General features: G+C 60.1%; 11 protein-coding genes. 5 read left to right on the forward strand and 6 right to left on the reverse strand.

Annotated features, from left to right (window positions below; translation table 11 throughout):
* Positions 1-215: 215 nt before the first annotated feature.
* Both ACN1C3_RS32980 and ACN1C3_RS32985 read left to right on the forward strand, forming a co-directional pair.
* Positions 216-1,184 carry a LysR family transcriptional regulator gene (locus ACN1C3_RS32980; RefSeq protein WP_419119912.1) on the forward strand — a complete coding sequence of 323 codons (969 nt, stop codon included), beginning with the start codon at positions 216-218 and terminating at the stop codon, positions 1,182-1,184.
* A 207-nt stretch (positions 1,185-1,391) separates the two neighbouring features.
* Positions 1,392-2,366 (forward strand): 2-hydroxyacid dehydrogenase, encoded by a 975-nt coding sequence (locus ACN1C3_RS32985; protein WP_419119913.1) that lies wholly within the window; start codon positions 1,392-1,394, stop codon positions 2,364-2,366.
* Between the two features lie 34 nt (positions 2,367-2,400).
* Here ACN1C3_RS32985 and ACN1C3_RS32990 read toward each other — a convergent pair whose 3' ends face one another.
* Positions 2,401-3,300, reverse strand: a complete 900-nt coding sequence (locus ACN1C3_RS32990) for a DMT family transporter (protein ID WP_419119914.1) — start codon at positions 3,298-3,300, stop codon at positions 2,401-2,403.
* A gap of 139 nt (positions 3,301-3,439) precedes the next feature.
* Here ACN1C3_RS32990 and ACN1C3_RS32995 point away from each other — a divergent pair, with 139 nt between their 5' ends.
* Positions 3,440-4,315, forward strand: a complete 876-nt coding sequence (locus ACN1C3_RS32995) for a helix-turn-helix domain-containing protein (protein WP_419119915.1) — start codon at positions 3,440-3,442, stop codon at positions 4,313-4,315.
* A 135-nt stretch (positions 4,316-4,450) separates the two neighbouring features.
* On the opposite strand, the gene ACN1C3_RS33000 is transcribed toward ACN1C3_RS32995, so the two are convergent.
* The 5 genes from ACN1C3_RS33000 to ACN1C3_RS33020 form a co-directional block, all read right to left on the reverse strand.
* Complete coding sequence (locus ACN1C3_RS33000; RefSeq protein WP_419119916.1) at positions 4,451-6,889, reverse strand: TonB-dependent siderophore receptor; 2,439 nt, start codon at positions 6,887-6,889, stop codon at positions 4,451-4,453.
* Positions 6,890-7,142: 253 nt separating this feature from the next.
* The gene (locus tag ACN1C3_RS33005) at positions 7,143-8,132 is read right to left on the reverse strand and encodes a FecR family protein (RefSeq protein ID WP_419119917.1); all 990 of its coding nucleotides are present in this window, start codon (positions 8,130-8,132) and stop codon (positions 7,143-7,145) included.
* Entirely contained in the window at positions 8,129-8,707 is a 579-nt protein-coding gene (locus ACN1C3_RS33010) for an RNA polymerase sigma factor (protein WP_419119922.1), read from the reverse strand. Before ACN1C3_RS33010 ends, ACN1C3_RS33005 begins: the two co-directional genes overlap by 4 nt.
* A gap of 354 nt (positions 8,708-9,061) precedes the next feature.
* On the reverse strand, positions 9,062-9,469 hold the full coding sequence (locus ACN1C3_RS33015) for an HPF/RaiA family ribosome-associated protein (RefSeq protein ID WP_419119918.1): 408 nt from the start codon (positions 9,467-9,469) through the stop codon (positions 9,062-9,064).
* 214 nt (positions 9,470-9,683) lie between these two features.
* Positions 9,684-10,631: a LysR substrate-binding domain-containing protein gene (locus ACN1C3_RS33020; RefSeq protein ID WP_419119919.1), complete on the reverse strand. Its 948-nt coding sequence runs from the start codon at positions 10,629-10,631 to the stop codon at positions 9,684-9,686.
* Positions 10,632-10,766: 135 nt separating this feature from the next.
* On the opposite strand from ACN1C3_RS33020, the gene ACN1C3_RS33025 reads away from it, so the two are divergent.
* Both ACN1C3_RS33025 and ACN1C3_RS33030 read left to right on the forward strand, forming a co-directional pair.
* Complete coding sequence (locus ACN1C3_RS33025; RefSeq protein WP_419119920.1) at positions 10,767-12,143, forward strand: L-serine ammonia-lyase; 1,377 nt, start codon at positions 10,767-10,769, stop codon at positions 12,141-12,143.
* Between the two features lie 63 nt (positions 12,144-12,206).
* Positions 12,207-13,508: a serine/threonine transporter gene (locus tag ACN1C3_RS33030; RefSeq protein WP_419119921.1), complete on the forward strand. Its 1,302-nt coding sequence runs from the start codon at positions 12,207-12,209 to the stop codon at positions 13,506-13,508.
* Positions 13,509-13,664: the final 156 nt, after the last annotated feature.

The following is a 13,664-nucleotide window of genomic DNA, read 5'->3' on the forward strand; positions in this document are numbered from 1 at the left end:
CGCGATGGCATCACCGCGGTGTGCCTGAATGACCGCGGTGATGCCATCGCGAGCAAGCCCGCTCCCACAATGGCGCAATTCTAGGGGGCGGCCGGGATGCCGATAAGCCGGGATTCCTGTGAATCTTTGTTACCGTTAACGCGATAATCCGTTGGTCGGGTCCCAGAAACCGGTAACTTCGTGTCACAATTTGCCATCTGCCTTGAGAGCACCCCATGGACACTTTGCAAAATATGCGCGCCTTCAGTTGTGTGGCCGAAGCCGGCAGCTTCACCGCCGCCGCCGTGCAGCTTGATACAACGACGGCCAACGTCTCGCGCGCGGTCTCCACCCTTGAGGCCCACCTGCAAACCCGCCTGCTCAACCGCACCACCCGGCGCATCGCCCTGACCGAGGCTGGCAAACGCTATTTGCTGCGCTGCGAACAGATTCTCGCCTATGTCGAGGAAGCCGAAGCGGAGGCCAGCGACGCCCACGCGCGGCCCGCCGGGCAGTTGAAAGTGCACACCATGACCGGCATTGGTCAGCACTTCGTGATCGACGCCATCGCCCGCTATCGCAAGACTCATCCGGACGTGACCTTCGACCTGACCATGGCCAACCGTGTACCGGATTTGCTGGACGAGGGTTACGACGTGTCCATCGTGCTCGCCAGCGAGCTGCCGGATTCGGGTTTCGTCTCGCAACGCCTGGGCATCACCTACAGCATCGTTTGCGCCTCGCCGGCCTACGTCAAAGCCAACGGCTGCGCACAGAAACCCAGCGATCTGCTGAACCATGCCTGCCTACGTCTGGTGAGCCCGGTGATTCCGCTGGAGAAGTGGGTATTCGATGGCCCGGAAGGCCAGGAGATGGTCACCATCAACAGCTCACCGTTTTTGGTGAACTCGGCCGACGCGATGAAAACCGCCATCACCAGCGGCATGGGGGTTGGCGTGCTGCCGGTCTACGCGGCCATCGAAGGCCTGCGCAACGGCACTCTGGTGCGGGTCATGCCGAACTATCGCTCGCAAGAGCTGAACCTGTACGCCATCTACCCTTCTCGCCAGTACCTGGACGCCAAGATCAAAACCTGGGTCGAGTACCTGCGCGGTTCGCTGCCGGAGATTCTTGCGGCGCATCAAGCGGAGCTGGCGGCGTATGAGTTGAGTGGGAGCATGAATGGGGCACGGTTGGCGAATTGATCTCAAGGATGTATGCGATCGAATGTGGCGAGGTGAGCGATGCCCCCCTGTGGGAGTGGGCTTGCCCGCGAAGCGAACACCGCGGTGTTTCAGGTATTGTGCGTCATCGTTCTTCGCGGGCAAGCCCGCTCCCACAGGGCCTCGCGCGCCCCCGGCAAAAATGATAGCTTGCTTAGCATTCTCCTCCGCCCGACGAGCCCTTCTCCCATGAAAAAGACCGTACTTGCCTTCAGCCGTGTCACGCCCGAAATGGTCGAGCGTCTGCAGCAGGACTTCAATGTGATCGTGCCGAACCCCAAGCTCGGCGACATCAACGCGCAGTTCAACGAGGCCCTGCCAGATGCCCACGGTTTAATCGGCGTCGGTCGCAAGCTCGGGCGGGCACAGCTTGAAAACGCTACCAGGCTGGAAGTGGTCGCAAGCGTTTCGGTCGGCTATGACAACTACGATCTGGCCTATTTCAACGAACGCGGGATCATGCTCACCAACACCCCGGACGTGCTCACCGAAAGCACGGCTGACCTGGCGTTCGCGCTGTTGATGAGCAGCGCCCGGCGCGTCGCCGAACTGGACGCCTGGACCAAGGCCGGGCAATGGCAAGCCACCGTCGGCGCACCGCTGTTTGGCTGCGATGTGCATGGCAAAACTCTGGGCATCGTCGGCATGGGCAACATCGGCGCGGCCATCGCCCGTCGTGGGCGTTTGGGTTTCAACATGCCGGTGATCTACAGCGGCAACAGCCGCAAGACCGAACTGGAACAGGAACTGGGTGCCCAGTTCCGCAGCCTCGATCAGTTGCTGGCCGAAGCCGACTTCGTCTGCCTGGTCGTGCCGCTCAGTGAAAAAACCAAACACCTGATCAGCCATCGCGAACTGGCATTGATGAAGCCGAGCGCGATTCTGGTGAACATCTCCCGCGGGCCGGTGGTCGACGAGCCGGCGCTGATCGAAGCGTTGCAAAACAACCGGATTCGCGGCGCCGGGCTGGATGTCTACGAGAAGGAACCGCTGGCCGAGTCGCCGTTGTTCCAGCTGAAAAACGCCGTGACCTTGCCGCATATCGGCTCAGCCACCCATGAAACCCGCGAAGCCATGGCCAACCGCGCCCTGGCCAACCTGCGCAGCGCATTGCTGGGTGAGCGGCCGCAGGATCTGGTCAACCCGCAGGTGTGGAAAGGTTGAAACAGTCGGCTGCCGCGAGGCGGCAGCCGATCTTTCACGCCAGTTTGCTTGTCCCGATCACCAGCGGCTTGGGTTTGCGAAACACCAGCACGTTGCCCAGCATCACCAGTACCAAGCCGGCAAGGGCCGGCGCGGTCCACTGGTAACCCTCAGCGAACGCCGAAACGTTTAGCGCCACCACCGGGAACAACACGGTGCAATACGCTGCACGCTCCGGCCCCATGCGCCCGACCAAGGTGAGGTAGGCGGTGAAGCCAATCACAGAGCCCGGAATCACTAGATACAGCAACGAACCGATGTAACGGGTGTTCCATTCCACGTCGAAGGGAATGCCCTTGACCAGGCAATAGACCGACAGCATCGCAGCCCCATAGGCCATGCCCCAGGCGTTGGTGGTCAGGGGTTTAAGACCGGCTTTCTGTTGCAGGCTCGACAGCATGTTGCCAGCCGAGAAGCACATCGTCCCCAGCAGCGCCAACCCAAGACCGAGCAAGGTTTGCGGACTGGCGGTATGGCCAACCAGTTCGGGCCAGAACAAAAAGCCCAAACCCAGCAGGCCCAGCGCGCCGCCCATCAACACATTGCGCGCGACCTTCTGGCCGAAGAACACCCGCGCATTCAGGGCATTCCACAGCGTCGCGGTGGAAAACACCACGGCGACCAGGCCGCTGGGAATCCATTGGCTGGCGTACAGAAAGCACATGAAGTTCACGCAGAACAGGCACAAGCCCTGGGCCAGGCAGATCAGATGCCCGCGCCGATTCATCACTTGCAAGCGACGGCTGAGCAGCAGCAGGACGAATAGCACCAGCGCCGCCAGTCCGAAGCGGTAGACGATCGACACCGGAATCGCCACCACGCCCAGTTGCAGCTTGAGGGCGATCCAGGTGGTGCCCCAGATCAGAACGGTGAGCAGGTATAACGTGATGTTCATGGCGAGGACTCCTGAATATGGCGACCAGTCTCAGTCGGCAACGCCCGAACGCGCTTGCATAAACTTGCGCTTTTGTCGGATCCCGGGCTCTCAGCGCCAAGGCTACGGAGTAGGATGCAAGGCGTTGGAGAGAACGATCATGCCCACACTGGAAAACCTGCAAGTCTTTCAAGCCCTGAACCGCTCGCCCAATGCTCGTCTGGAGCACAGCGCCGAGCTCGGTGACGGCATGGCTGCAGCCCTGTGGAGCAACCATCACGACGCCCAGGACTACGAGGCGCCGAGCCATCACACCTTGTCCTGTTATATCGCCGGCGGCACCGGCACCTTTCGCCGTGAACATCCCGGCACCAAGGGTGGCCCGGACAAACTCTGCATCCTGCCCGCCGAACACCAGTCAGCCTGGGTGATCAACGGCGAAATCCGCCTGGCCCACCTGTACTTCAGCCCGGAACAATTTGCCCTCGGTTGCGTCACCCTGCTGGACCGCGAACCCCGTGAATTGCAATTGCAGGAAAGCACCTTCCTCGACGACCCGGTGCAAGCTCGACGGTTTCGGCAATTGATCCAGCTGAACTGGGACGAACCCGGCGAGCGTCTGCTGACCAGCAGCGTGGCCCACGAACTGCTCAGCCACACGTTGCTCAGCCAGGTCGGGCAGCGCCAGGGTTTGCGCCTCAAGGGCGGGTTAGCCGCGCACCAACGGCGGCAATTGGTGGAATACATCGACAGCCAATTGGCCGAGCCCATCAGCCTTGGGCAACTGGCCGGGCGCTGTGCGCTGTCGGAATATCACTTTGCGCGGATGTTCCGTGAAAGCTTTGGCTTGCCGCCCCATCAATACGTGTTGGCGCGGCGTCTGGCCCATGCGCGACAGTTGCTACGCACGACCTCACAGCCGCTGGGCGATATCGCGCTGGCCTGTGGGTTTGCCAGCGCCAGCCATTTCACCAACCGGTTTCGTCAGGCCTTGGGTGGAACGCCCGGCGAATACCGACAGGCGTTTTTGCGGTAGTGCGGCGACCCTGAGGATTTCGGTGTCTGTGCAGCCGCCTTCGCGAGCAAGCTCGCTCCCACAGGGGATTTGTGAACGACGCAGATCCAATGTGGGAGCGAGCTTGCTCGCGATGAACGATGACGCGGTCTACCTTCAGAATTCCAGCGTGCTGGACAACGACACCTGCCGCGAATCTCCCATCGACACAAAGAACCGGCTGGCCGCTGAGGTGTAGTAGGTGCGGTCAAACAGGTTCTTCACGTTGAGCTGGAACTTGACCTTCTGCCCTTCGACTTTGGTGTCGTAGGTGGCGAAGGCATCGGCCACGGTGTAGCTCGGCAGGTCGAAGTCGTTCACTGCATTACCGGCGCGTTCACCGACATACCGTGCACCGGCGCCGACCCGCAGCTGGTCACCGCCGACGATGGTGCCGAAGTCATAGACCGCCGACAGCGAACCGCTGTTTTTCGCCACGTTTTGCAGGCGTTTGCCTTGGTAGGTCGGGTCATCGGTCACTTCGGCATCGGTGTAGGCATAGCTGCCGATCATGCTCCAGCGATCACTCAACTGACCGGCCAGATCCACTTCCAGACCACGGGAACGCACTTCTCCGGCGGCGCTGTAAATCGTCGTCGGGCCTTCGGAGTTGGACACCAGCACGTTGCGTTTTTTGATGTCGAACAGCGCGATGTTGCCGGTCACACGACCCGGCATGTCGAGCTTGGCGCCCAGCTCCCAGGACTTGGCTTCTTCCGGCGCCACGGAGCCGTCGAGTACCACAGTGCTGCCGCTGAGGGGTGCGATGGTCGAGTTGGGTTTGAACGATTCGGTGTAGCTGCCGTAGAACGACAGCTCATCGGTGTAGCGATACACCAGCCCGGCGCGCGGCACCCATTTCTGCCCGTTGCTGTCGGTGTTGGCCTTGAACGGTTGGCCCTTGCCAGCGTACTGGTCGTACTCCTGGAAGCGCGCGCCGCCCACCAGAATCCACTGATCGGTGAGGTGAATCGAGTCCTGCAGGAACACCGAATCGCTGCGCAGCAAATCCGTCTGAGCGCTGTCAGCCGGGCTGACGGTAGTGCCTGCCACTTCACGACCATACACCGGGTCGGTGTAACTGAAGGTCGTCAGGCTTTTCTGACGGATCAGGTCGGCGCGGTAGATCTTGCGGTATTCGTCATCGAGGCCAAACACCAGGTCATGTTGCATCCCCGCGACGTCGACCTTGCCTTCAAGGCTGGCCGTGGCGAAACGGTCGGTGCTGATGGCGTCCTGGGTGCCGTCCATGCTGCGGGTCAGCGTGCCCTTATGGGTGTCGATAGCGGTGACCCGGACCTGGCTGGCGTCATAAGTTTCGCGGTTCCAGCTGTAGCCGAAGTGGGCTTTCCAGTTGTCGCTCAGGTCGTGGTCGGCTTCGAAGTGATACAGGTCCGAACGCCCCTCCATAGTGTTGAATGGCTCGTCCAGACGCCGGCCACGGGGAATGTCCAGCGGATGGTTGGTGTTGGGATCGATGGCCGTACCACGGTCGAACGGCGAGAGAAATTCGCGGTGTTCATAGGCAAATAACAGCTGGGTGCTTTCGCCAAACCAGGCCAGAGACGGCGCAATCAGGGACTCGCGGTGGGTGCCGAAATTGCGCCAGTAGTCTTCGTCTTCATGGTCCAGGACCATCCGGTACGCCAATCCCGAATCCCCCAGCGCGCCCGTGCTGTCCAGGCTGCCGCCGCTGCCATTCTTACCAGAGCCATAGGTCGAACCGCGCAGGGTCAAGGCGTTGTATTGCGCCAGCTCGGGCTTCTTACTGACCATGTTCACCACGCCGCCCGGGTCTTGAATGCCATACAGCAAGGATGCTGGCCCCTTGAGTACTTCGACCCGATCCACCGAGGCGTTCAAGCCACGGCCCTGCACCACCGGCATGCCATCGCGCATGATCGAGCCGTTACGGTTGTCACCAAAGCCGCGAGTCATCACCGAATCCTGAGTACCGCCCAAGGTGTTGCCCTGGGTAATGCCACTGACGTTCGCCAGCGCGTCATCCAGATTGCGCGGGGCCTGGTCGCGGATCACCTGGGCCGGGATTACGTTGACGGTCTGTGGAATTTCTTGCAGCAACGCTTGGGAGCGCATCACCGAACTGGTGGGCGGCGGCTGATAGCTCATCGGCTGCTGCACAACCGAGGTGATGGTGGTTGCGCCCAGGCTCAACGCGCCTTCGGTAGGCAGCGGTTCGAGGGCCAGGGTGTGGGCGTCTGTGCGACGGAAAGTGAAACCGGAGTTGCTCAACAGGCGTTGCATGGCCTGCTCGTCACTCAACTGGCCACTGATCGCCGGCGCTGTGATGCCGTAAGGCGCTTCGTCGGTGTAGATCACGCTGATGCCCGTGACCCGGCTGAAGTCGCTCAACGCCTGAGGCAACGGTTTGGTGGCGATCGCGAAGTTGAACAGTGCACTGTGTTGCGCACTGGCTGCATCTGCGGCCAATGCCATACTCAGCGGCAACAGTGCCAAACCCGAAACGGCCAGTGCCGAGGCACCCAGCCACTGTTTAACCAAACCGCCTGCCGCCGACTTTGCCCTGGACTTCATTGCTCATGACCTGTGTGTAGAAACGCTACGGATGCGAATGAATCGCACTTTCAAACACTACACGGATGGCAATCGGGTTTACCTCACGAGAAAGTTGAAAATATTTCTGTGGAGTGAAGATCGTTCCCACGCTCCCGCGTGGGAATGCATCCCGTGACGCTCTGCGTCACTGCCAAAGCGGACGCGGAGCGTCCAGTGAGGCATTCCCACGCAGAGCGTGGGAACGATCTTCACGATGTTCTGACGGTAGGCTTCAACGCAAAATAATCATTCGCCCCAACAATGTGTGCTGCTCAAACCCCAACACCCCTTGCAGGGAATTCAACACCCGCTGCGGATCCTTGCTCGGAAAGCTGCCGCTGACCCGGCGGGCAGCCAGTTCCTCATTGAGCAGAACAATCCGTCCCGGGTAATAACGCCCCAAGTCTTTCACCACGTCGGCCAGCGGTGCCTTGTAGTAATTCAGCCAGCCCTGACGCCAGGCGAGTTGCGCTTCGCTGTCGACCGCATGCAAACGCTCAGCAGTACCCGAGGCATAGGCCACTTGCTGGCCGGCCGTCAGAATTTGTTGCGCTGCGCCCTTGTCAGCCGTCACGCCAACCCGGCCCGACAACACCGTCACCTGCGCGCCCGCCGGTTGCAGCCGCACTTCAAACTGGGTGCCGAGCACCCGTGTCTCACCCTTTTCGGCTTCAACCACGAACGGTTCGCCGGTATGGGTCACACTGAAAAAACCGGCGCCACGACGCAGCTGGATATGCCGCTCTCCACGGCTGAAATCCACGGCGATGGCGCTGTCGGCATCCAGGGTGACTTGCGACTGATCGGCCAGGGTGACGGTACGCACTTCGCCCGGCGCCGAGACATAGTCCGCCCCAAAATCATCGATCCAGCGAGAGGGCTGCCAACCGGCGCCCAGGGAAATCATCAACAATAAACAGACGGCCATGGCCAAGGCGCCGGACCAGCGTCGCAGTGAGCTGCGCCTGGAACGGTTCATCGCATTGAGGTAACCCTGCAAGGCGAAGGCTTCTTCCTGAGCCAGTTTGCTCGCTGGCACTTCGCTCAACTCCCACACCACCTGGGCCGGGGCGTAGGCCTCGAGGTGAGCCGGGTCGGCCTGCAACCAGCGGCTGAATGTGGCCTGATCGCCACTGCTCGGCTGGTCATGCAACAGACTCAGCCAGGCCAATGCAGCTTGTTCCTGAGCGGGCGTCGGAGTGACGCGGGCAGTGTTGATCACGGTGCTTTCCTTAGCGTGCGCGGTATCGAAGGTTCCCGCAGACTCGCCTTGCAGGCCTCGAGGGCGCGCATCATATGTTTTTCCACGGCACTTTGGGACAACCCCATGGCCTTGGCGATCTCGGCGTATTTGCGGCCGTGAATGCGATTGAGCAGAAAGATCTGCCGCGTACGCTCCGGCAAACTGCGCAATGCGGCTTCCACATGGCGCAGATCATTGCCAGCTTCCAGCGCCGCTTGTGGCTCAGTGCCTTGATTGTGCTGTTGCTCCGGCAGCCAACCTTCGTTGACCCGCACCCGCGCACCTTCGCTGCGCAAATGGTCGATGGCGATGTTGCCGGCACAACGCAGTAAATAGGTGCTGAGTTCTTCGACCTGCACCAATGGCCGGCGCCAGAAACGCAGGAACAAGTCCTGCACCAGATCCGCCGCCGTCGCGCGACAGCCTACCCGGCGGCTGACCAGCGCTTCCATCTGCGGACGCTGAGACAAAAACACCTGCAGGAAATACGCGCGACCGCCCAAGGTTTCAGCGCTGTCAGCGTCCTGGGATTCGGGGGGCGTAGTGATCATCAAAAGCTGGCTCAATCAAAGAGTGGCATCCAGCGGCTGACTATTGCCGGACCTGGATCAACAAGCCGCCAATACTAATGATAAATATTCTCATACACAAAAGGTATCGACGAGGTGCCTTCAGCATCGCGCGTAATCTTTGAGGTTTGATGATCGTTCCCACGCTCTGCGTGGGAATGCAGCCCGTGACGCTCCGCGTCACATCCAGAGCGGACGCGGAGCGTCCAGTGAGGCATTCCCACGCCGGAGCGTGGGAACGATCAGGATCATCTCCAGATCGAACAGCCATCGCCAAAAACAAAACGGGCCTGCAATTGCAGGCCCGTTTTCATTGGGGTGGTAAAGAAGTGTCAGGCGTCAGCTATTGAGCGCGGCCTGTTCATTTTCCAGAAATTCTTCTTCAAGTAGCGCGTCTGCCTGACCGCCATCTTCATTTGCCGCCGCTGCGGCGCGTTTGTTGCGCAGTTTGCCGAACATGTGTTCCAGCGCATGTTCAAGCTTGGTGGCTGCACCTTCGATCGCCTGGTCCAGCGTATCGGCTTTATGGGTGACCGAAATCGGTTGATGGCCTTTTGGCCGCGCCTCAAGTTGGCAGCGCATATCGTGGGGACCGGGCTTGTCACCGTTCTCGTCCCGTAGGTGAACCTCGACCCGTGTCAGGTCTTCTTCGTAACGTTCGAGCGTGCTCTCAATGGTAGTACGTACCCACTCCTCCAGTCGGATGCTGCTTTGAATATGGTTATCGCTATTGACTTGGATTTGCATAGTTCATCCCTTATTTCAGCTAGCTCGCGAGAGGTTCCCCGGTAACGCCTTGAGGCGTGATGACCGTGACCTCTTACTTACAGAGTCGGGCTGCGCGCAGAACAATTCAACCCCTAAAAAAAGATAAATTTTCATTCGCAAAAAAAGCCGGACAACAGGCAAAAGCACTGTTAATGTCGGGAGTTGGGTCGCCCCGGCTTCCCCTCCCAATTCCTCACAATTGCCCCTCGCCCAGCGGGTGCATACTGCGAAAAATCACTGCCTCCTCTACCAGCCAATCGTGCACCGCCCGCACGCCCGGATGACTGAGCGCGCCCGGCGCATAAAGCAGCACATAGCGCTTGTGATTGGGCACCGCGAGGCCGAATGGCACGATCAAGGTGCCGCGCTCCAGTTCGTCATTGAGCAGCGTGCGTCGGGCAATGGCCACGCCCATGCCAGCGATCGCCGCCTCAATTGTCAGATGGTTGCGATTGAAGGTATGCCCACGCCGGACATCCGCGCCTTCAAAGCCAATGGCATTCAGGTAGAACTCCCATTCCGCGTATTCATAACTGCCGCGCCAGGCGGTGATGTCGTGCAACAACGGAAAATGCACCAAGTCCGCCGGCCCATGCAGGGGCGGTCGGCCGCGCAGCAGGCCTGGAGCACAGACCGGGAAAATCTGCTCATCGAGCAAGGCTGTGGATAACAAACCGGGGTAACTGCCGTCGTTGAGGTCGATGGCCAGATCGAAGTCGCCTTCATGCAACGCCACGCTGCTGTCCTCGGCCACCAGCCGCAACTGGATATCCGGGAAGCGCTGCTGCAAACGCGGCAACCGTGGCGTCAGCCATTTACTGAGAAACGACGGAATCGAACGCAGCCGCAATGTCCCGCTGATCTGCCCGGCATCCAGGCGCCGCAATTCAGCATCGATGCTGCCGTAGGCCTCGTTGACGGAAACCGCCAAACGCTGACCTTCAGCGCTCAGTTCCACGCCTCGGGCGCGCCGATGAAAAAGTCGAAAACCCAAGCGTTCCTCCAGCTGCCGAATCTGTTGGCTAACCGCCCCTGGGGTGATGTGCAGCTCTTCCGCACATCGGGTGAACGACAAGTGCCGCGCTGCGCAAGAAAACACATGCAACCAGACGTACGTCTGGGCATGAAGTTGACGACTCATCGTTTAGTCCTGCTAAAGGCTGTCTTAGGAAGTTTCGTTGGTCAGTGCTGACCGAGGTAGGCAGTATCGCCGACATTGCGCTCGTCCTACAAAACATGGCAGCGATTCCTACTCCATTGCTTGTAAGGGTTTAGCATGGCTATCAGTGTTTTCGATCTATTCAAGGTCGGTATCGGGCCGTCCAGCTCCCATACCGTCGGTCCTATGCGGGCCGCCGCGACCTTCGCCCAATCTCTGTTTGACCAAGGTTTATTGGATAACGTCCGACGGGTAGAAATCCGCTTGTACGGTTCGTTGTCCGCCACTGGCGTCGGCCATGCGACCGACCGTGCCTGCGTGATGGGACTGATGGGCGAATGGCCCGACAGCATTGACCCCACCACCATCGGCCCACGCATCCAGCAGTTGCGCGAGTCCGGCGAACTGTCCCTGGCCGGTCGTTCGACCATTGCCTTCGATTGGCAGCGCGACTTGCTGCTGCTCGACGAAAGCCTGCCTTACCACCCGAACGCCATGTCTCTCACAGCCTTTGGCGAAAGCGCTGAGCTCTGGGAACAGACGTACTACTCGGTCGGTGGCGGTTTCATCGTCGAAGCGGCCGAAGCCGAATCGGGTGTCTCCCCCGCCAGCGATGTCGAGTTGCCTTACGATTTTTCCAGCGCCGCGCAACTGCTCTCCCTCTGCAAGCAGCATGGCCTGCGGGTTTCCGAACTGATGATGGCCAACGAGCGAGCCTGGCGCAGCGACGCTGAAATCCGCAGCGGCCTGTTGCACATCTGGTCGGTGATGCGCGAGTGCGTCGAGCAAGGTCTGCGCCACGAAGGCATTTTGCCGGGGGGCCTGGATGTGCCGCGTCGCGCAGCGAAATTGCACCGTAGCCTGCTGGAAATCGGTAAGCCGAATGTCATCAGTTCGACGTTGTCGGCGATGGAGTGGGTCAACCTCTTCGCCCTGGCCGTGAACGAAGAAAACGCCGCCGGCGGGCGCATGGTCACTGCGCCGACCAACGGCGCTGCCGGGATCATCCCGGCGGTGCTGCATTACTACATGAAATTCAATCCCGAAGCCTGCGACGACGATGTCGTGGCGTTCTTTCTCGGCGCTGCAGCGGTGGGCATTCTGTGCAAGAAAAACGCCTCAATCTCCGGCGCTGAAGTCGGCTGTCAGGGTGAAGTCGGTTCAGCCTGCGCGATGGCCGCCGCCGGACTCGCCGATATCCTTGGCGCCACCCCCGAACAACTGGAAAACGCCGCCGAGATCGGCCTGGAACACAACCTCGGGCTGACCTGCGACCCGGTCGGCGGGCTGGTTCAAGTGCCGTGTATCGAGCGCAACGCAATTGCCGCGGTAAAGGCGATCAACGCCACCCAAATGGCCCTGCGCGGCGACGGCAAACACTTCATATCCCTGGACCGGGTGATCCGCACCATGCGTGATACCGGCGCCGATATGCATGACAAATACAAAGAAACTTCACGAGGCGGCCTGGCTGTGAGCTGGGTGGAATGCTAACGAGTATTTCTTAACCGTCCTTTCTCCGTGAGCCCCAGTAAAAACAATAATGAGGCGATACCGATGACCGATGTACGTACACCTGCTGCCGAAAATCCCGCTATAGACGTTTCACGAGCGGCTCGCGCAACCAGCAAAAGCTGGAGTAAACACGACACCACCTGGATGCTCGGCCTCTACGGCACGGCCATCGGGGCCGGTACGCTGTTCCTGCCGATCAATGCTGGCGTGGGCGGTTTCTGGCCGCTGTTGGTGCTGGCGCTGCTGGCCTTCCCGATGACTTTCTTCGCCCACCGAGGCCTGACCCGCTTCGTATTGTCCGGACGTTCCGGCGACATCACTGAAGTGGTTGAAGAACACTTCGGTGTCGGCGCCGGCAAGCTGATAACGCTGCTGTATTTCTTCGCGATCTTCCCGATCCTGCTGGTGTACAGCGTGGCGCTGACCAACACCTTGACCAGCTTCATGGAACATCAGTTACACATCGCACCGCCACCACGGGCAATCCTTTCGCTGCTGCTGATCCTCGGTTTGATGACCATCGTACGTTGCGGCCAGGGTGTGATCGTCAGGGCTATGAGCGTGCTGGTTTACCCGTTCGTCGCCGCCCTTCTGCTGCTCGGCTTGAGCCTGATCCCCAACTGGAACGGTTCGTTCTTTGCCTCGGCCAGCGAAGGTATGCCGTTGCCGATGTTCTTCAAAACACTGTGGCTGGCGATTCCGGTGATGGTGTTCTCGTTCAACCATTCACCGATCATTTCCGCGTTCGCCGTCGACCAGAAGCAGCGTTACGGCGCTCAGGCCGAGCGCAAGAGCAGCGGCATTCTCGCGATCGCCCACAGCATGATGGTGCTGACGGTGATGTTCTTTTGCTTCAGTTGCGTGCTGGCCTTATCGCCGGCTGACCTGGCAGCCGCCAAGGCGCAGAACATCTCGATACTGTCGTATCTGGCCAACCATTTTCAGACACCCGTGATCGCTTACGCCGCGCCGTTGATCGCACTGGTGGCCATCACCAAATCCTTCCTCGGCCACTACATCGGCGCCAGCGAAGGCTTTCAGGGTTTGATCGTGAAAAGCCTGCGCAGCCGTGGCCAAGTCATGTCGGCGAGCTGGCTGAACCGTGCGACGGCGCTGTTCATGGTGCTCACTTGCTGGGCCGTGGCGACCTTCAATCCGAGCATCCTCGGGATGATCGAAACTCTGGGCGGGCCAATCATCGCCTGCCTGCTGTTCCTGATGCCGATGTATGCAATTCGCCGGGTGCCTGCGTTGCGCCAGTACTCTGGACAGTTGTCGAATGTGTTCGTGGTTGTGATCGGTTTAGTGGCGCTTTCGGCGATCATCTTCTCGTTCATGCCCTGAAGCGGGCACACATTGAAAGGCGGGCCATGGACAGACTGTGTGAAAACACAGCCGGCCAAGGCCAAAAAACAAATGCCCCGACTTGTCGGGGCATTTGTTTTTCTGAGGTGCTCAGGAAAAAAGGGCCTTTCAGCCCATCAATGCCATCAATTGACG

Origin of the sequence: Pseudomonas sp. H11T01 (assembly GCF_048515765.1) — a bacterium.
Classification (GTDB): Bacteria; Pseudomonadota; Gammaproteobacteria; order Pseudomonadales; family Pseudomonadaceae; genus Aquipseudomonas.

Coding starts and splice junctions, on each gene's coding strand:
- ACN1C3_RS32980 (WP_419119912.1), top strand. CDS start 216: ATGGACACTTTGCAAAATATGCGCGCCTTCAGTTGTGTGGCCGAAGCC.
- ACN1C3_RS33015 (WP_419119918.1), bottom strand. CDS start 9,469: ATGCAAATCCAAGTCAATAGCGATAACCATATTCAAAGCAGCATCCGA.
- ACN1C3_RS33030 (WP_419119921.1), top strand. CDS start 12,207: ATGACCGATGTACGTACACCTGCTGCCGAAAATCCCGCTATAGACGTT.
- ACN1C3_RS32985 (WP_419119913.1), top strand. CDS start 1,392: ATGAAAAAGACCGTACTTGCCTTCAGCCGTGTCACGCCCGAAATGGTC.
- ACN1C3_RS33025 (WP_419119920.1), top strand. CDS start 10,767: ATGGCTATCAGTGTTTTCGATCTATTCAAGGTCGGTATCGGGCCGTCC.
- ACN1C3_RS33000 (WP_419119916.1), bottom strand. CDS start 6,889: ATGAAGTCCAGGGCAAAGTCGGCGGCAGGCGGTTTGGTTAAACAGTGG.
- ACN1C3_RS32990 (WP_419119914.1), bottom strand. CDS start 3,300: ATGAACATCACGTTATACCTGCTCACCGTTCTGATCTGGGGCACCACC.
- ACN1C3_RS33020 (WP_419119919.1), bottom strand. CDS start 10,631: ATGAGTCGTCAACTTCATGCCCAGACGTACGTCTGGTTGCATGTGTTT.
- ACN1C3_RS32995 (WP_419119915.1), top strand. CDS start 3,440: ATGCCCACACTGGAAAACCTGCAAGTCTTTCAAGCCCTGAACCGCTCG.